Here is an 18,115-nt window from a genome sequence, read left to right as displayed (position 1 = left end):
GGTTTGTAGAAAGTGCGGGTAAACCTGATACGAGCGAAGAAATAACGCCAAAAACGGCTCGAATTGCAGGTTTCGGGCGGTCAAAGCGGCGCGGCAACCCGCGCGGCGCATGGCCTCGTCGGTATCCCGAGCGCGTGCGGACGGTCTTAGTCCGAGTTTCCGCTCCGCTACTCGCAATAAACAAAACAGATGACACTGAAACGAAGTCGCAAGCCTCTCGAGAAGCGTGGTGAAGCGCCGTTTGCATGGCTATACTTGACGGCGTCCAACGAGTCGACAGCAATGAACGAGACCACCCAACAGGCGATTGTCCAGACCCTACGCGAGAAAATTCTGGCGGGCGAACTGTCGCCCGGCCAGCGGCTCGTCGAAGCGCAGCTCGCGCAATGGCTCGGCGTATCGCGCACGCCGCTGCGCTATGCGCTGAGCGTGCTGTCATCGGAGGGGCTGCTGGATCGTTCCGGCGGGCGCGGTTATGTCGTGCGCCGCTTCAGCGTCAATGACGTGCTGAACGGCATCGACGTGCGCGGCGTGCTCGAAGGTCTCGCCGCGCGCTCAGTCGCGGAGAGCGGCGTGGTCCCGGCGCTGGCTGCCTCGCTCGATGAGTGCCTGCGCGAAGGCGACGAGATCTTCGCCAAGGGGCGTCTGAACCAGGGCGACGACGTGCGCTACGCCGCCATGAACGGGAGCTTTCATGCGCTCATCGTCGAGGCCGCGCAAAACATGGCCGTGAGCGCGGCCTTGAGCCTGAACGACAAGATCCCGTTTGTCTCGCCCGCCACGGTCGCCTTCGACGAATCCGCCAGGGAGCGCCAGTTCATGATGCTGATGTACGCGCATCGCCAGCATCATGCGATTGCGGACGCGTTGAAGAAAGGCGAAGGCGCGCGCGTGGAAGCCTTGATGAAGGAACACACGCACATTTCGAAGGAAAGCCTGAACCTGTCGCTGCCCACGCTGCATCTGATCGCGGGCGCGGCATGACGAGCGCCACGACGTCCTCCGTCGGCAACCCGGCATCGGCCAGGGCGCCGTCGTCTTCGGGCGGCAAGGAGTTACTCAACCTCGCGCAGTTGCGCGCGTTTCGACTCGTCGCCGATATGGGTAGCGCGACGCGTGCCGCCGCCGCGTTGTTCCGCGCGCAATCGGCGGTCACGCGTTCCGTGCAGGAGTTGGAGTCCGCGCTCGGCGAGCCGCTCTTCGATCGCGGCCCGTCGGGCATGCTGCCGACTCCCGTGGGACGCGCCGTGCTGCAGCGCTGCGAACGGATTTTCGCGGAGCTGGAAGAACTCGCGCACTGGTGCGGCGCGCGGCAGGCGCGCCGCCGGCCCGCCGCGGAAGGCGCATTGCCGGCCTATCTGCTCAACACGCGGCGGCTGCAGCTGTTCGTGGCGCTGGCGCGGCACCGGCACATGCCGAGCGCCGCGAAGACCTTCGGCATCAGCCAGCCCGCTGTGAGCACCGCGATTCGCGTGCTGGAAAGCGGCTCGGGCCTGAGTCTGTTTCATCGAAGCCCGCGCGGCATTCTGCTCACCACCGAAGGCGAAACGTTTCTGCTGCACGTGCGCCGCGCGCTGAACGAACTACGTCACGTGCCCGACGATATCGCCGCATTGCACGGCAAAATCCAGGGCTCGGTGACGGTCGGCGCGCTGCCGCTCGGCCGCACGCTGATCCTGCCCAAAGCGATCGCGCGCATGACCTCGGAAAATCCGGGCGTGCGGGTCGTCACCGACGAAAGCAGTTACGAAGCGCTCGTCGCGGGTCTGCGCGCGGGCGACATCGACTTCATTCTCGGCGCGCTGCGCGATAACGACGCCAGCAGCGGCCTGAAGAACGAGCGCCTGATGTCGGAAGACATGGTGGTGCTGGTGCGCCGCGATCATCCGCTTGCGCAGGCGCGCAACCTGACCATCATGGATTTGCGCGACGCGCAGTGGATCGTGCCGCGCAGCCACGCGCCGGCGCGCGCGCTGTTCGAAGCGCAGTTCAAGCGCATGAAAGTGAAGCCGCCCATGCCCACGGTCGAAACCGCGGACCTCGCGGTAATTCGCGGTCTTCTGTTCGGCACCGACATGGCCGCCGCGCTATCGGCGCAGCAATTGCATCATGAGGTGCAATCCGGGCAACTGGTGGTGCTCGACGTGCAGTTGCACAACACCCGGCGCGAGATCGGCCTGACCGTGCGCGCAACGGGCACGCCCTCGCCTGCCGCGCGCGCATTGATCGATGCGATTCGCCTCTCGGTGGTCGATGTGACGCGCACGATCAGCATCGCTGCGAGTTAGTCGCGGTGGACGCGTGCGATCGTCTGAACGCTTAATCCGGCAGACCGTCGAAGAAAACGCGCCAGTCGAATGGCGTGGCTAACGAGCCGTAGTCGATACCACCTTCCTGCATCGCATCCACGATGTTGTCCTGCAGGCGCGCGCACGCGTCGCTCATGAACGGCGTGATGCCGGCTTCTTCCAGCGTCTGCGAGACTTCGCGCATTTCCGCCGCGCGCCGCCGGCCATGTTCCGCGACGCGGCTGATCAGATAGCCGGGCACGTCGGCGTCGGCACGCATCTTCGTGAACGTTTCGGCCAGCGAGGCCAGCACGATCGACTCGGCGTCATAGTGCCGTGCGGCGCGCAAGCACTCCACGGTCAACGCCTCGATGCCTTTGATCATCACGCTGCGGCACATCTTCGCGGCCGACGCCACGCCGACCTTTTCCGACACCGCGCGCACATCGAGGCCCAACGGCGTGAGCAGAGCCGCCACGCGCACGGCCTCGGCGCCACCGAGCAGCATCGGCACCGCGAGACCATAAGGCGGCACGGGCGCCATCACGGCGGCCTCCACATACCGCGCGCCGGCGTGCTCGATACAAGCTTGCGCGTGCTGCTTGGTGGTCGGCGACACCGAGTTGATGTCGAGGTAGATTTGCTCCGGCTCGATGCAGCTCGCGACCGCTTGCGCCACTTCGAGATCGGCTTGCGCGGTCACCGCGGAGACGATGATCTGCGCGCGCCCAATGGCACTCGCCAGCGTATCGCCGACGCGAACGCCCGCGGCCTGCGCCTTCTCACGCAGCGCGTCGCGCCGCAGGTCGAACATCGACACCTGCACGCCTTTCGCGGCCAGCGCCCAACCGAGTATTCCGCCGGCCTCGCCGAAGCCGACGAATGCAATGCGTTCAAGATCGTTCATGGCCGCGTTTCCCACACCGTCGCAACAAGCGAGCGGATTTCAATGCACATGAGATTCGCGCGATATCCGTTCTGTTTGCGTAGAGCGATTGCTACGCCTGAACGCCTCACGAGATCGCAACTATGCGCCGTCACCGACTGCGTTCGCTTGCCTTTCATTTGCACCTCGCCACTGTTCGCTACGTGAGAGTGATCATTGTAGGATCCGAAAGCGCGAACGAAGCACCAAAGGTGCGCGCAATGTCATCCAATCTGTTTATCGACAACGCAGAACCGACAACGCAGACCGCGGCATGCGTCCGATTTCCTTAATAACCTGCGAAGAGCCGCATGTGTTCCAACGCCGTCAGCAAAGGTGCGGTCTACGTCACGTAGCATAGGGATCAGCGCGATATATAAAACCCGGCCGTGACACAGTGAGCGGCAATTACCCGACAATTGAGGCCGCGACGACTCTGGCCGAAGCCGTCGCCCTTCTCATCGTCCGGAGACCAACAATGAATAAACGCAATTTCCTGACCAGCGCTGCTCTGCTGGGCGTGACGGCTGCGCCTGCTTTCAGCAGCCAGCGCGCCCGGAAAGAAGCCTGTGCGGCATCGCCCGTCGTTCTGACGATCACCGGCGCGATCAAGCGCCACAATCGCGGCGCGCTCGATCCTGCATTCGACCAGTTGCTCGCCAGGCATCAGGTGAAGTTCTCCGAAGCGTACGCCGTCGATTTCGCTTCGCTCGCCGGCATGCGGGCGGTGACGATCAAGCCCACTACCGAATACGATTCCCGTCAGCACACGTTAAGCGGCCCACTGCTCACGAATGTGCTCGAGCACGTCGGCGCGCCCAGCGCGGGCAGCACGCAAATCGTCATGCACGCAGTGGACGGCTACGCAGTCGCGACGACGCTCGACAAGGTGCGCGCCTATCAATTCATCGTGGCGACGCAGATGGACGGCAAGCCGCTGCCGCTCGGCGGAGTCGGTCCGCTGTGGGCTACCTACGACGCGGACAACATCCCTCAGTTGTCGAGCAAGCCGCTCAAGGACCGCTTCGAACTTTCGCCCTGGGGCTTGTATCATCTGCAGGTAACCGAGGCTTAAATGCTGAAGTACGCGGATGGCCGGGAATCAAGGCGCACGTGGCCGCGTACAAGACCCGCTCACTGCGTGCTGCCTCAGAACAAATGATGAATCCCGGCAAGAACCACCGTCTGCCGCCCACCTGACGCAGCCCCAATCCCAAGCGTATTCGCCACCGCGCCGCCGCCCGCGGTCTCGAACATCAGGTCAGCGTAAAGCTGCGTCGTCTTCGACAACGAATACACGTTCGCCACCGTGAATTGCGTCCAGCGGTGCCCGTCGAGCGTCGCGGTCCAGGCTCCGGCCGCGACTTCCTCGGCCGGCGTCAGCCGCAGATTGGCGCCGCCGTCGAAGCTGCGAAAATGCTCGCTGCCGCCATTCGCGGCGATCCGCACATCGGTGGCGAGCGCATGCAGCGTCACCCGTTCGAACCGGTACGATCCGCCGACGCCCATGTCGCGCACCTGTTTTGCGTTGAAGGTCGCGCCGGGTGCGAGCGTCTGCCCTTCGAACGAAGTCAACCCGAGCCCGTTCGACAGCGGCAGCAAACGGTCGCGATACTCGGAATACGCCGCCACCAGTTTGAGCGGACCATTCGTATAGTTGGCGCCGAAGCTGATGGTCCGCCCGTTGGTATTGCTGGCCGCCGCGCCGGGAAATCCATAGAGCGCGCCGAGCGTCAGGCCGCTATAGCTGGCGCTTTTCCATTTCACCGTGCTCGACAACTGCACGGGCAAGGTGCTGCCGAGACCATCCAGATTGCCGGGGTGAAACGCGGAGAAGTCGCCGAGTAGTTGTCCCGTCGAGACCGAACCGAGCCAGTCGAAATTCCAGTCGGTCTGACGGCCGAGCGTCACCGTACCGAACAGCGAATCGGATAGTCCCACGTACGCCTGGCGATTGAAGAACGTCGTGCTGCTCGCGGAGGCGCCGGTCGTCGTGACGAAACCGCTCTCGAGTCTGAACACGACCGAACGGCCCGCGCCGATATCCTCCACACCCTGAAGGCCGAAGCGATCGGCCTGCAGGGTGCCCTGCTCCGCGATATAAGCCGATGAGCCGTGCAGATTGCTCACATAACCGAGGCCTGCGTCGAGACTGCCGTACAGCGTGACACTGCTCTGCGCAAAAACCGTCGAGGAAACGACGAGCGCAGCCGAGCCCGCGACGCGCGTCGCGAGGAAAGCGATTTTGATTTTCATGGCGTGTGGTGAAACGTTGGAAGGAAAACTGCGTGGGCGTGGAAAAGCCGAAATCAGACGGTTTGCACTTTCTCCGCCGGTGCGAGGCGCCATGCGCCGAACACCAGATTGACGACGATCGCCGTGAGCGTGCCCGCGGCCATGCCGTTGCCCAGCACGATCTGCAACGAGCCGGGAAACGCCGCATAAACATTCGGCACCAGCACGGGTATCAGTCCCATGACGAGCGCCGCGGCCAGCGTGTACTGATTGCCGCGCACATGCAGGTCGACCTTGCCGAGCAGATTGATGCCCATCACGCCGATCATCGCGAAGACGATCAACGCGGTGCCGCCGACCACCGGCGCGGGAATCGCGTAAGCAAAGCGTCCGAGCGGCGCGAACAGCGCGATGAGCATCAGCATGGCGCCCGCCGTCGCGGTGACGTAGCGCGAACGCACGCCCGTGGTTTGCACGACGCCGATATTCTCCGCGCTGGTGATGATGAGCGAAGTGCCCAACAGCGCGCCGATTAATGACGCCAGCGCATCGCCGCGAATCGTGCGCGGCACGTCGCGGCGCATGTCGATCTTCCGGCCGGTGATCTCGCCGACGGCCACCGTCTGCCCCGTCGCTTCAGCCATCGAGATCACGCTGAAGATCAGCATAGGCAGCGCGGCCAGCACGTCGAAGCGCGGCATGCCGAATGGCAGCAGCGTTGGCAGCGTAAAAAGCGGCCCGCTCCACAACCCATTGGTCGGCATCAAGCCCATCGCCCAGCCGGCGAATGTGCCGGCGGCAAGACCTAGCAGCACCGCTAGCCGTCCCACCGTGCCCTTGAAGAGACGCGCCACCGCGAGCGTGGCCACGATCGTGAGCAGCGCAAGTCCAAGCGATTGGGGCCGGGCGAAACCCGGCGTGCCCGGCTGTCCGACCACGATACCGGCATAGATTCTGATCAGGCTCACCGATACGAGCAAAAGCATCGTGCCCACCACCACGCGGGGAAAGAACCGCAAGCAGCGCGCGAATACCGGCAGCACGATCCAGTAGAACAGACTGGTGAGAATGGCGGCGCCGGCCGCCGTGCGCAAATCCGTTTGCGTCGCGATGACGGCGAACAGCATCGCGGGCGCGCCGCCCGGCACCATCACGAAGGGCAGACGCGCGCCGATCGATCCCGCACCAAGCGATTGCAATAGCGTGCCCGCGCCGCACACGAAGAAAGTCGCGCCGATCAGGTGCACGGTCATGTCCGATGGCAGCGACAACATGCGCGACACCAGAAACACCGCGGTGACGGGCGAAGCGGCCATCGACAGCACATGTTGCAGGCCGAACAGCACGAGCTGCCACGCGGGCAGGCGCGCGTCGACGCTATGAATGGCGGGTTCTGGATTCACGTTATCCTCGCAGTTTGAAGCGCAATGAAGCGCGGCCGTTACGCGCGCAACCACGGCAATTGTTCGCGGCTGTAGCGGAACGTCTGAAACACGCTGTTCAACTGGCCCGGACCGGTTTTACGCGCCGCTTCATCCGGGTATTCGCCGAACCACGGAATCACGTATTCCCACACCACTTCCCCGGCCGGCGTCACTTCGAATAAACGCCCCGTGGCCGACTCGGTAATGTGCGTATTGCCGTTCGAGAGGCGCTGCGCGTTGCCCATGAACGCGCTGTAGAACATGTTCACCATGTCGTCCGCGTATGACCACACCACTTCATGGCTAACAGGATCGATCTCCAGCACTCGCGAGAACACCACGTGCGCGCCAGCGCGGAAATTGCCGTTGTCGAAGGTGAGAATGTTGCCGTTGGCGAGCGCCACCGGCGCATGTTGATGCGAAACCACGCTCGGTGGAATATGCATTTTCACGGCGCCCGTTTGACGATCGACCGCGATGATGCCGGACGTGGTGCGCAAACTCATCAGCACCTGGCCCTGCGCGTTCACACCGAGCCCATTCACGAGCGGCCAGTGATAGCGGCCGAAGCCGGGCGCAATAGGAAAGTCCTTGGGATTCAGATGCTCCCAGGCCTTCCATTCCCATACAAGCTCGCCCGCTCGATTCACTTCGCGGATCACGTCGCCGTACATCACTTCTTCGGGACCATGCGCGGTGCCACCCGGCACCCGATCCGCGAAACCTGCGGGCACTGGCGCGCATGCGGCATAGAGCAGATTGCCGTTCGGCAGCCACTGCGCGTCATGGTGATGGGCCGGGTCTTCGTAACGCCAGACGACTTCGCCTTGCGGCGTGACCTCGTAGAAATCGCCGCCATGCCACATCGACCACGGTGCATAGCGGTCTTCCGAGCCCGCATGATTGCCGTTGTAGCCGAGATTGCCGTTGGGCAGAATCACCGCGTGACGGCCGGGACGCACCGGCATCTGCCATTCGTGCACGACCTCGCCGCCGATATCCACGAGATACACGCGCCCGCCTGCTGTCTGCGGCGCGATCAGCGTGTAGCCGCCGGCGGACAGTTTCGGGTCGTGAGCAATGAGGCCGACGCCGCGGCGGCGCTGGGTAATTTGGTCGACTGTGGTGGTCACGATTCGCTCCGTTAAGATGGTGGAACAAATCTAGGCCATTCGTTGCGTCAGGAAAATCTGATTGTTCTATACGGGCCGTTCGACAAAATTATACAGTCCAGTCATGCGTCCAATATCACAGACATTCCGCTGTTTCGACGAGGTAGTCAGACGCGGGTCGATCCGAAAGGCGGCGGAATCGCTGCATCTGACCGCTGCCGCAGTGCACCAGCAAATCCTCAATCTGGAGGAGCAGGTCGGCTCGCCGCTGTTCGACCGCTTGCCGCGCGGCATGCAGCTCACCACCGCCGGCGAGATCATCATTGCGGCAGTGCGGCGCGGCCAGCGCGATTTCGACAACGCCATGACGCAGGTTGAAGATCTGCGCTCGCTGCGGCGCGGGCATGTCAATCTGGCGGTGTCGCCGTCGTCGGCCGAGCAATTGGTGCCCGATGCTATCCAGGCCGCGATGGAACGCTATCCGGGCGTGACCTACAGCGTGCGTTCGGGCAACGGCGAGAGCATCCTGAAGTGGGTGGAGACCGGCGAGGCCGACATCGGCTACGGCCTGCGCCGCAAGCCGCCGCCAGGCGTCGTGGAGGTGCGCGCGTTCGCGCAGTATCTCGGGCTGGTCACGCCGCCGGGGCATCCGCTCACGAAACTGCAGAAGCGTCCACGCCTGCGCGAATGTCTCGACTACCCGCTCATCCTGATGACGCCGGACACCGAACTGCGCGCCATGGTGGACCAGATCGATCACCGCGAAAGACGCAAGGCGCGTCCTCTGGTGGAAACCAGTTCTGTTTCGATGGTGCGACGGCTCGTAGCGGACGGCGTCGGCATCGGATTTCTGATTGCGGAGAACGTCGCCGAAGACGTCACCGAGCGCAAGCTGGCATGGACACCGCTCGCCGATGCAGGCGCCCAATCGTTCAGCTGTCTGTATCAGCGCTCGGATCTGACGAGCACCGTCGCGATGAGCATGTTTCTGCAGTTCCTCGGCCAGGCGATCGAAACGATCGAGGACCGCTTTCACACGTCGACGCAATCGGCCCGCAAGCGTGGTACGCGCGTCAGGTAGGCGTACGGGCCGCCGCGCCGAATCGCTCGACGCACGCCTCGCGCACCCGTTCGACCGGCATCGACCAGTCTTCGCCCGGCGCGCGTCGGAACAGGCGCAGCGTGTGCGGATACCACGGCGAATCGCTGCGATCGTGCAGCCAGCGCCAGTCGATATCTTTTTCCGGCAGCATCACCCAGCACGGCTTGCCGAGCGATGCCGCCAGATGCGCGGTGGACGTGTCCACGCAAATCACCAAATCGAGTTGCGCGATGACCGCGGCGCTGTCCGCGAAATCCGTCACGCGCGAGCCGAGGTCGAGCAGCGGTTGATCGGCGGGTGGCTGGTGCGCCTCGTCCTCGCCGCGCCCTTTTTGCAGACTCACGAAGCTCACGCCGGGCACGCTCCAGAGCGGCGCCAGCATGGCGAGCGAGGGGATCGAGCGGTTCACATCGTTATGATGGTTCGCGTTGCCTCTCCATACCAAACCGATCCTGCGGCCGGAAGGCAACGCGTCCAGCATGGGACGCCACCGCTCGACCAGCGCCGGCTCGGCCGCGAGACGCACGGCGCGCGGAATCGTGTCCACGCTCGTGCGCAGATGCAGCGGCGCGCTCAGCAGACTCGTCCAGCAGTCGTAAGCGGACGCTTGTGCGCGCGCGGTGTCGTGATCGAGCACGGCATCGACGCCGTCGACGCCTGCCATCAGCCTGTGCAACGACGGTGCGCACGCGAAGGCGATATGCGAGGCGCCCTGCGCCTTCAGCAAGGCGAAATAGCGGCTGAACTGGATCATGTCGCCGAGACCGTCCTCCTGCCACACTAGCAGCGACTTATCGGCGAGCGTGTCGCCTTGCCATTGCGGGCAACCGAGCATAGACACAGTCTTGTGATGGACGAAACCGGGCTGCTCGTAGCGGCATTCGTAAAGACGCCAACCTTCTTCGAAGCGGCCCATGCCGAGCAGCAAGACGGCCAGGCCGAATTTCGCATCGCCGTAATCGGCACGTAAAGCGAGCGCTCGCCGATACGCGCTTTCGGCCTCGGGCAGTTGCATGAGTTGCGCCCGCGCCGCACCGAGGTTGTAGTGCCCCTCGGCCATGTCGGGGCACACGCTGAGCGCCTGCTCAAAAGCGTCGACCGCCGCCGGCAATCGATCCAGCCGGCGCAGCACGCACCCCAGGTTGTTGTGCGCGTGAACGAGATCGGGCCGCAGGCGAATTGCTTCCCGGTAAGCCGCTTCGGCCTCGAACAGATGCTCCATTTTGCACAGCGTCACACCGAGGTTGTAGTGCGCTTCGGCGTAGCCGGGACGTTGCGCGATGGCGTCGCGATAAGCCGCTTCTGCTTCATTCAGACGTTCAAGATCGGCGAGCACGGTACCGAGATTCAGGAGGGCTTCCGCGTAATCCGGACGAATGGCGAGGGCGAGGCGAAAAGCCAGTTCGGCTTCGGTGTGACGAAACGTCGCCTTCAGCACGCCACCCAGGTTGTTGAGCGCCTCCGGATACTGCGGCCGGATAGTCAGCGCCTCGCGATAGGCGGCGTCCGCTTCGGCGAGACGGCCCAGTTCCATCAGCACGTTGCCCAGATTGTTATGGGCTTCGGCATGAGCCGGCAGTCCCGGCAGCGCCTCGCGGAACGCTGCTTCCGCTTCCTGCAGGCGGCGCAGTTCGTGCAGCACGATGCCGCGGTTGTAGTGAGCTTCGGCGTAGTCCGGGCGAATGGCCAGCGCCTCGCGATACGACGCCTGCGCTTCCTCCTTGTAGCCGAGCCCGTAGAGCACGGTGCCGAGATGATTGCGGGCGTCGGCGTCGCCGGGCCGCAGCGCGACCAGTTGCCGGTACATCGCCTTGGCCGCCGACAGACGCCCGAGCGACTTGAGCAGCATGCCGAGACTGCCGTACACCTCGGCATAGCCGGGCTTGAGTTGCAGACAGCGACGCCAATAGCGTTCCGCCTCCGCGAGACGCTGCAAGGCGAACGAACAGGCCCCGGCGATATTTAACGCGTCGGCGAGGGCGTCGTCCGGCATCGCATCGCCGTGGACGAGCGGCGTCACCGTCGACAAAGCCTCGGCGAATTGGCCGGCCGAGAACAACGAGACGGCCCGCTGGTTGATATCGTCGATCGGGAATGCGAGCTGCGTGTGGTTCATGAGTCGTGGTAACTGGAGTCGGCGATGATCCGGCCGGGTCGATCGCATGCGCCGCGCCCTGACCGGCGCTTCGGCCGCCGGATCTGGCGTGCCAAAGCCTCGGTGCGGCCGCGAAAGCGGAACATGTACCACGCAGCTTACGTGAATCGGCGCGCCTGTAACGCGGCGAAATGAGCGGCATTCGGCCTTCTAATCCCACGCTATAACGAGCATTACGAACAAAAAGACGGCGCGGCAATGTTAGAATCGCCCGCGTCTTTACACCCGACATCATGAATCCACGCTCTCGCAACCACCTGACCGCATGGCTTGGCCTGTTCGCCATGTGGCTCGTCGTGTTCGCGCCGGTCGTGAGTCAGATGTTGATGGCGAACCGCGCGCACGAGCCCATCGCCGCGCTCTGTTCGGTGTTGCAGCCGCGCAATTTCAGCGTGGTCGCCACAGCGAGCGTGACGACCCAGGTCGCCCCGGCGCCGGTCAACCTCAGCCATGACGACGCGTTCGGCGCGTGCGGCTACTGTCATCTGCTTCAGCACCACGTCGCCATGCCGACGGTCGCCGCAGCCGAGCCGCCGGCCGCCCTCGCGCTTGCCGGCACCGCGCCGCCCACACTCTCCACCCGCTTCACGCCGCTCGGCGCCTTTCCGTCCGGCCGTCCTAGAGCTCCGCCCGTCGTTTCCTGATCGCCATAGGTCCTGATCGCGCATTCGTCGCACCCGTCGAGGGGGCGCGCGATCGTCTGTTCCATGCATCGAGGAAACGTTCATGTTCAACTTCGCCCTGCGAAGGCTGCCCTTTTGCGCCCGCCGTAGCGCGCGCGGCGTCTCGCTTCAACCGCTGCCCCGGCCGTTCCTGTCCGGCTATTTACCTGCCATCGTGCCGGCGTTTGTGCCGGCGTTCGTGCCGGCCTTCATCGCCTCGTCCGCTCACGCGCAGGGCGCGAGCGCCGACGCCGCGCTGCCCGCCATCAGCGTCAGCGCGAATGCCGCCGCCGCGCCGCGCGCCGTCGATCCCAACCTGCCGGCCTCGGTCGAAACCGTCACCCGCGAGCAGTTCGACAACTGGAACGTCGTCAACACCGAAGACGTCCTGAAGTACATGCCGAACCTCGCCGTGCGCAAGCGTTTTATCGGCGATCTGAATTCGATCATCGCCGTGCGCGGCACCAGCAACACGCAAAGCGCGCGCGGTCTGGTCTACGCGGACGGTCTGCTGCTCAGCAATCTGCTCGGCAACAGCTACTCGTTTCCGCCGCGCTGGTCGATGGTGTTTCCCGACGAGATCCAGCAAGTGGATGTGATCTACGGGCCGTTTTCTGCGCTCTATCCGGGCAATTCGCTCGGCGCGACCGTGCTCATCAGCACGCGCATGCCGAAACAGTTCGAAGCGACCGCCGACGTCAAGGCCTTCACCCAGCACTTCAGCCTGTTCGGCGTGAACCAGAATTTCAACGGCAGCGAAGCGAGTGCGACACTCGGCAACCGCATCGGCAAGTTCTCGTTTCTGCTCGGTGTGAATCACCTGGAAAACACTAGCCAGCCGCTGCAATTCGCCACGCTCGCCAAGTCCGGCACGCCCGCCAAAGCCGGCGACACGCCGGTCACCGGCGCGTACTTCTACAACAACCAGACCAACACGCCGACAGCGGTGCTCGGCGTGAACGGCGAAGGCATCGAACACACGGTGCAGGACCAGTTCAAGCTGAAGATGCAGTACGACTTCACGCCGACACTGCAGGCCGGCTTCACGCTCGGGTACTGGCATCAGACCTACAACAGCCAGACCTCGAGCTTTCTGCGCGATGCGAACGGCAATCCGGTCTACAGCGGCAAGGTCGCGATCGACGGTTACGAGTACACGATTCCCGCCGCCGCGCTCGCCCCGAGTCTCGGCCATAGCGAGAACTGGCTGTATGGCGTGTCGCTGAAAACGCGCAATGCCACCGGCTGGAACGGCGAAGCGATCGCTTCGTATTACGACGTCAGCAACAGCGTGGCGCGCACCGCGAATTCCGGCGCGCCGGGCAACGGTCCGGGCACCGTGCTCTTCGGCGACGGCGCCGGCTGGAAAACGCTCGATCTGCGCAGCACCTACACGCCCGCGACAAATCAGGCCGGGCTCGCGAATCATGCGCTGAGCTTCGGCTATCACTACGACAACTACTTCGTTGACAACGAAAGCTACAACACGCTGAACTGGCGCGACGGCGCGGCCACGTCGTTCGCCAACGCGTTTGCGGGCAAGACGCAAACCCAGGCGCTGTACGCGCAGGACGCCTGGCGCTTTCTGCCGCGCTGGAAGCTCGTCTACGGCGTGCGCTATGAAGACTGGCAGGCCTATGGCGGCTCGCAGTCGCTGGGCGGCACCACGCTGCCGTATAGCGACGCGAGCCAGCAGCACTTCTCGCCGAAAGCCTCCTTATCGTTCGACGTCACCGACGATCTGATCTTGCGCGCGTCGATCGGCCGCGCCTATCGCTTTCCGACGGTCGGCGAGCTGTTTCAAGGGCAGATCAACGGCTCCGCGATCGTCAATAACAATCCGAACCTGAAGCCCGAAGACGATCTCTCGAAGGAACTGGCCGCCGAATGGGCGCACTGGAAGGGCGTATTCCGCTTCTCGCTGTTTCAGGACGACGTGAAGAACACGATCTTCAGCCAGACCGATACGACCGTGATTCCGAACGTGACGAACTTCCAGAACATCGGCAAGGTCCGCTCGCGCGGCGTCGAAACGAGCTACTCGGGACAGGACGTGCTGGTGCGCGGCCTGGACCTGCTGGCAAGCGTGGCCTACACGCAGTCGAAGATCATCGCCAACGCGCAGAACCCGGCCACGGTCGGCAAGTACTTCTACCGGATTCCGCTGTGGCGCGCGAATCTCGCGGCGACGTATCACTTCGACGAACGCGCCGCGCTCACGCTAGCCGCGCGCTATTCGGGACGTCAATACAACACGCTCACCAACACCGACACGAATCCGGATGTGTTCGGCGGCACCAGTTCGTACACGGTGGCGGACGCGAAATTCAGCTACAAGCCGACCAGGCTGAGTGAAGTCGGCATCGGCGTCGACAACCTGTTCGATGCCCGCTACTTCGTCTATCACCCGTATCCCGGCCGTACGTTCTACGTGGAAGCGAAGCTGCGCATGTGAGCGCGCTGAATCAACCGCTTACGCATGTACGTTGCTCGAACTGATCGATTCATCTTTGCTTCAGGAGGATTCATGTCCACCACCACTGGCGCCGACGCCCGGCGCGTCACGCCGGCGACCAGCGCTGTCCATCCAGGCTATCGCACGCTCTGGCGCTGGCATTTCTATGCGGGCCTCTTCGTGATGCCGTTTCTGGTCGTGCTGGCGATCACCGGCACGCTGTATTGCTTCCAGCCGCAAATCGAGCCGCTGCTTTATCCGGGGCGGCTGATCGTCGCGCCGCAAGCGGCGCCGAGACTGCCCGAAGAAGCGCTGCTGGCGAGAGCGCGTGCGGCCATGCCACCAACCGCGGTCGCGCTGACGGCAGTTGTCACGAACGCACCGGAGCGCAGCGCCGAATTCGTCTTCCGTCTCGCGGATGGCGATAAGCAGAGCGTCTATGTGAACCCTTATAACGGCGCGGTGCTGGGCACGCTAAGCGTCGAACGCCGCTTCATGCAAGTGGACCGGATGCTTCATCGCAAGCTGCTGCTCGGCAAACCCGGCGAACTGCTGATGGAACTCGCCGCATGCTGGACGCTCGTGATGATCGGCACCGGCGTCGCGTTGTGGTGGCCGCGCGAGAAAACCACGGCACGTGCGGCGCTGTTGCCGCGCTTCGCGCTGAAGGGACGTGCGCTATGGAAGAACGTTCATGCCGTGATGGGCATCTGGCTCGCGCTCGGCGCGCTTGCCTTCGTGTTGACGGGACTGCCGTGGACGGGTTCGTGGGGCAAGCAGTTCAAGGCGCTCGCGACCGTCGCGAATCTCGGGGCGCCGCCGGGTTTGCGGGGCGGTTTACCTTTGCGTTCTGCCATGCCCGCAAAGAGCGGCGCGCAGCTCTCCGCAACGGATACGCAGACGGAAAACACGGCGCACGACGAGCACGCCGAACACAACGGCCACGGCGCCCATGCCGCCAACATGGACTCGATGCCCGGCATGGTGATGGACGACCTGCCGCTGCCGCTCACGCCCTGGGCCGTCGGCAACACACGCGTGCCTGACTCCCGCTCGCCCCCCTCCGCCGATGAGGCAAGCGCCGCGCTGCCGCTCGGACGCGTCGTCGCACTGGTTGCCTCGCTCGGCGTGACGGACGGCTATAACCTCGTGCTGCCTGCTTCCGCGACCGGCGTCTACACCGTCTCGTACTTTCCGGACGATCCGAAAGACCAACGCACGCTGTACATCGACCAATACAGCGGTGCGATTCTGAAGGACATCCGCTATGCAGATTACGGTGCGGTGTCGAAGGCCGTGTCGTACGGCACGTCGCTGCATATGGGCCGTTATTTCGGCGTCGCCAACCAGATTCTCTGCGCCGCGATTTCCTTAGGACTGGCGGCGATGGCCGTCACCGGCTGCGTGATGTGGTGGAAGCGGCGGCCGCAGCGCTCGCTCGGCGCACCGTCGCGCGAACGGGCCGCGCCGCCGATGCGCGGCTGGAAAATCGGCCTCGTTCTGCTCGGCATCGTGTTCCCGTTGATGGGCGCCACGCTGCTCGCGGTGTGGCTCGCGGATCGCGCGATCTTCGGCCGTGCCGCGCGGCGCGTGGCGACGCCATGACGGCGGCCGCCAGGCCGTGGCGCTGCGCCCGGAGTTAGACGCGGCGCGGCGTCTCCGCGCCTGGCGTCGCATGTCGCGCGGAACCGGCGCGGACCACGGTCCTCGGGAACCGATTGCAGGTCGCGCTCGTTTACGATACATTTTGCTCGATTATGAGTGTTTCATAGACCGAGCAAGGTGAAGACATGCAGCGAACGCGGCAGGAAGCCATCGACGGGCTGTTGCCCGAGCAGCGCGAACAACTGATTCTCGAACGGCTGCGAGCGCACGGGCGCGTGCTGGCGTCGGCGCTCGCCGCTGAGTTGCAGACCTCGGAACACACGGTGCGCCGCCATTTGCGCGATCTCGCCGAGCAGGGCCATTGCAAGCGCGTCTACGGCGGCGCCCTGCTGATCTCGCCGGCCGACAAGCCCGCGTCGGTACGCATGGGCGAGGCCGTGGATCGCAAGGCCTGTCTCGCCGCCGCCGCGGTGTCGATCGTGCGCTCACGCCAGATCATTCTTCTGGACGCGGGGTCGACCAACGTCGCGATTGCCGAGGCGCTGCCCGGCAACGCGAACCTGACCGTCGTGACGAATTCCCCCGAGGCCGCTGCGCGCCTGCTGAACCGGCCGGGATTCGAGGTGATTCTGGTCGGCGGACGGATCGCGCGCGGCGCGGCGGGCTCGCTCGGCGCGACCGCCTTGCTGCAGATCCAGCAGATCCGCGCCGACCTCTGTTTCCTCGGCGCGTGCGCGCTCGACCCGGTCGAAGGCGTCGCCGCCTTCGACGCCGAAGATGCCGAACTCAAACGGGCAATGGTCAAGGCAAGCGGCCAGATCGCCATTGCCATGACCTCGGAAAAGCTGATGACTGCGACGCCCTTCTCGGTAGCGCCCGCCTCCACCGTCGACTACCTGTTCGTCGAAGCCGACCTGCCCGCGGCGCGCCTCGCCAGTCTCGAAGCGGTCTGCGACAACGTGATGGTGGCGCGCTCATGACCTCGTCCGCTATCCATCAGATCAGGCCGGTCAAGGAACGCGCCGCGACCTTGGGCGTGTTTCTCGCCAACGGCTTCGGCATTGGCGCATGGGCCGTCGAAGTCCCGCGCATCAAGGAAAGCCTCGCGCTCAGCGACGCCTCGCTCGGCATCGCGCTGTTCGCCTTCGCGCTCGGCGCGATCGTGGCGATGCCGCTGGCGGGGCAACTGGCGCCGCGCTTCGGCAGCGGCCGCGCCACCGCCTTGCTCGGCGCGGCGTTCGTCATCGCGCTGCCGCTGCCGGCCTTCGCGCCCAATATGGCCGCGCTATGCGTCGTGCTCCTTCTGCTCGGCGCGGCGAACGGCGCGCTCGACGTCTCCATGAACGGCCACGCCAGCACGATCGAAACGCAGTGGCACGCGCCCATCATGTCGTCGTTTCATGCGGCCTGGAGCGCGGGCGGCCTGCTCGGCGCCGCGACGGGTGCGATGTTGCAAAAGAGCGGTGTTGGGGTGATCGGCGGCTTGCTGATACCGGACATGTTTATAGCGGTCCTGATCGTCGGCGCCGCGGTGCTTGCATTGCGTGATCTCGGTCCGAGGGCGGCTCGCGCATCGAGCGGGCTGGCGTGGCCCTCGTCCGCCGTGATGAAGCTCGCGTTGCTCGCGTTCCTTTGCATGCTGGTGGAAGGCGCGGTCGCCGACTGGAGCGCCGTGTATCTGCGCTCGGCGCTGAACCGCGAGGCGAGCGTCGCCGCGATCGGCTACTCCGCGTTTGCGTTTTCCATGGCCGCGTGCCGCATCGTCGGCGATGTGTCCGTGCGCCGGTTCGGCTCGAGCAAGGTCGTTGCGCTGGGCGGCTTGATCGCAGTGGCCGGGCTTGCGCTCGTGCTGAGCTGGCCGACGGTCTTCACGGCTTGCGCGGGCTTCGCGATGGTCGGCGTCGGCCTCGCGAATATCGTCCCGGTGATTTTCAGCGCGGCCGGCCGCTCGACGCTCACGCCGGCGACCGGCGTTTCGATGGCCGCCACCTTCGGTTATGCGGGCTTTCTGGTCGGGCCGCCGTTGATCGGTTTCGGCGCGGGCCTGCTTGGTTTGCGCGTTGCCTTGTGCCTGCTTGTCATGGCGACGCTGGTCGTTTGTGTGGTTGGGGGAAAGGCGGTGCGCGGAGCGCGGCTCGCCTAGCGAGTCCAC

14 protein-coding genes are annotated in these 18,115 nt (G+C 64.6%); 9 read left to right on the top strand and 5 right to left on the bottom strand.

The window, feature by feature from the left end:
• Positions 1–282: 282 nt before the first annotated feature.
• Both PQR54_RS11640 and PQR54_RS11635 read left to right on the top strand, forming a co-directional pair.
• A complete protein-coding gene (locus PQR54_RS11640; protein WP_408245662.1) occupies positions 283–984 on the top strand; it encodes a GntR family transcriptional regulator in 702 nt (233 codons plus the stop codon).
• A complete protein-coding gene (locus tag PQR54_RS11635; protein ID WP_408245660.1) occupies positions 981–2,288 on the top strand; it encodes a LysR family transcriptional regulator in 1,308 nt (435 codons plus the stop codon). Before PQR54_RS11640 ends, PQR54_RS11635 begins: the two co-directional genes overlap by 4 nt.
• Before the next feature lie 31 nt (positions 2,289–2,319).
• Here the strand turns inward: PQR54_RS11635 and PQR54_RS11630 are convergent, their stop codons facing one another.
• On the bottom strand, positions 2,320–3,195 hold the full coding sequence (locus tag PQR54_RS11630) for an NAD(P)-dependent oxidoreductase (protein ID WP_408245658.1): 876 nt from the start codon (positions 3,193–3,195) through the stop codon (positions 2,320–2,322).
• Positions 3,196–3,691: 496 nt separating this feature from the next.
• Between PQR54_RS11630 and PQR54_RS11625 the strand changes: the two genes are divergently transcribed.
• The gene (locus PQR54_RS11625) at positions 3,692–4,288 is read left to right on the top strand and encodes a putative pterin-binding protein (protein ID WP_408245656.1); all 597 of its coding nucleotides are present in this window, start codon (positions 3,692–3,694) and stop codon (positions 4,286–4,288) included.
• A 74-nt stretch (positions 4,289–4,362) separates the two neighbouring features.
• Here the strand turns inward: PQR54_RS11625 and PQR54_RS11620 are convergent, their stop codons facing one another.
• The 3 genes from PQR54_RS11620 to PQR54_RS11610 are packed head-to-tail and all read right to left on the bottom strand — an operon-like array spanning position 4,363 to position 8,005.
• Positions 4,363–5,469, bottom strand: coding sequence for a porin (locus PQR54_RS11620; RefSeq protein ID WP_408245654.1), 1,107 nt, complete (start codon positions 5,467–5,469; stop codon positions 4,363–4,365).
• Positions 5,470–5,522: 53 nt separating this feature from the next.
• On the bottom strand, positions 5,523–6,851 hold the full coding sequence (locus PQR54_RS11615) for a uracil-xanthine permease family protein (RefSeq protein ID WP_408245652.1): 1,329 nt from the start codon (positions 6,849–6,851) through the stop codon (positions 5,523–5,525).
• Between the two features lie 38 nt (positions 6,852–6,889).
• Complete coding sequence (locus tag PQR54_RS11610) at positions 6,890–8,005, bottom strand: aryl-sulfate sulfotransferase (RefSeq protein ID WP_408245650.1); 1,116 nt, start codon at positions 8,003–8,005, stop codon at positions 6,890–6,892.
• A gap of 103 nt (positions 8,006–8,108) precedes the next feature.
• Here PQR54_RS11610 and PQR54_RS11605 point away from each other — a divergent pair, with 103 nt between their 5' ends.
• Positions 8,109–9,065, top strand: coding sequence for a LysR family transcriptional regulator (locus PQR54_RS11605; protein ID WP_408245648.1), 957 nt, complete (start codon positions 8,109–8,111; stop codon positions 9,063–9,065).
• Here PQR54_RS11605 and PQR54_RS11600 read toward each other — a convergent pair.
• Positions 9,058–11,202, bottom strand: a complete 2,145-nt coding sequence (locus PQR54_RS11600) for a tetratricopeptide repeat protein (RefSeq protein WP_408245646.1) — start codon at positions 11,200–11,202, stop codon at positions 9,058–9,060. The genes PQR54_RS11605 and PQR54_RS11600 overlap by 8 nt on opposite strands.
• Positions 11,203–11,474: 272 nt before the next feature.
• Between PQR54_RS11600 and PQR54_RS11595 the strand changes: the two genes are divergently transcribed.
• From PQR54_RS11595 to PQR54_RS11575, 5 genes are all read left to right on the top strand, one after another.
• A complete protein-coding gene (locus PQR54_RS11595) occupies positions 11,475–11,885 on the top strand; it encodes a DUF2946 domain-containing protein (RefSeq protein ID WP_408245644.1) in 411 nt (136 codons plus the stop codon).
• 82 nt (positions 11,886–11,967) lie between these two features.
• On the top strand, positions 11,968–14,358 hold the full coding sequence (locus PQR54_RS11590) for a TonB-dependent receptor (protein ID WP_408245642.1): 2,391 nt from the start codon (positions 11,968–11,970) through the stop codon (positions 14,356–14,358).
• A 72-nt stretch (positions 14,359–14,430) separates the two neighbouring features.
• Complete coding sequence (locus PQR54_RS11585) at positions 14,431–15,963, top strand: PepSY-associated TM helix domain-containing protein (protein WP_408245640.1); 1,533 nt, start codon at positions 14,431–14,433, stop codon at positions 15,961–15,963.
• Positions 15,964–16,148: 185 nt separating this feature from the next.
• Positions 16,149–16,943: a DeoR/GlpR family DNA-binding transcription regulator gene (locus PQR54_RS11580; protein WP_408245638.1), complete on the top strand. Its 795-nt coding sequence runs from the start codon at positions 16,149–16,151 to the stop codon at positions 16,941–16,943.
• The gene (locus PQR54_RS11575) at positions 16,940–18,106 is read left to right on the top strand and encodes an MFS transporter (protein WP_408245636.1); all 1,167 of its coding nucleotides are present in this window, start codon (positions 16,940–16,942) and stop codon (positions 18,104–18,106) included. The genes PQR54_RS11580 and PQR54_RS11575 overlap by 4 nt, the downstream gene beginning before the upstream one ends.
• Positions 18,107–18,115: the final 9 nt, after the last annotated feature.

It is taken from the genome of Paraburkholderia phytofirmans (assembly GCF_046028095.1).
GTDB lineage: Bacteria > Pseudomonadota > Gammaproteobacteria > Burkholderiales > Burkholderiaceae > Paraburkholderia > Paraburkholderia phytofirmans_A.
Note: the sequence above shows the minus strand (reverse complement) of the source record. Positions and strands in the feature narration are given on the sequence as shown.

Coding starts and splice junctions, on each gene's coding strand:
- PQR54_RS11620 (WP_408245654.1), bottom strand. CDS start 5,469: ATGAAAATCAAAATCGCTTTCCTCGCGACGCGCGTCGCGGGCTCGGCT.
- PQR54_RS11585 (WP_408245640.1), top strand. CDS start 14,431: ATGTCCACCACCACTGGCGCCGACGCCCGGCGCGTCACGCCGGCGACC.
- PQR54_RS11625 (WP_408245656.1), top strand. CDS start 3,692: ATGAATAAACGCAATTTCCTGACCAGCGCTGCTCTGCTGGGCGTGACG.
- PQR54_RS11600 (WP_408245646.1), bottom strand. CDS start 11,202: ATGAACCACACGCAGCTCGCATTCCCGATCGACGATATCAACCAGCGG.
- PQR54_RS11590 (WP_408245642.1), top strand. CDS start 11,968: ATGTTCAACTTCGCCCTGCGAAGGCTGCCCTTTTGCGCCCGCCGTAGC.
- PQR54_RS11605 (WP_408245648.1), top strand. CDS start 8,109: ATGCGTCCAATATCACAGACATTCCGCTGTTTCGACGAGGTAGTCAGA.
- PQR54_RS11630 (WP_408245658.1), bottom strand. CDS start 3,195: ATGAACGATCTTGAACGCATTGCATTCGTCGGCTTCGGCGAGGCCGGC.
- PQR54_RS11640 (WP_408245662.1), top strand. CDS start 283: ATGAACGAGACCACCCAACAGGCGATTGTCCAGACCCTACGCGAGAAA.
- PQR54_RS11580 (WP_408245638.1), top strand. CDS start 16,149: ATGCAGCGAACGCGGCAGGAAGCCATCGACGGGCTGTTGCCCGAGCAG.
- PQR54_RS11635 (WP_408245660.1), top strand. CDS start 981: ATGACGAGCGCCACGACGTCCTCCGTCGGCAACCCGGCATCGGCCAGG.
- PQR54_RS11575 (WP_408245636.1), top strand. CDS start 16,940: ATGACCTCGTCCGCTATCCATCAGATCAGGCCGGTCAAGGAACGCGCC.
- PQR54_RS11595 (WP_408245644.1), top strand. CDS start 11,475: ATGAATCCACGCTCTCGCAACCACCTGACCGCATGGCTTGGCCTGTTC.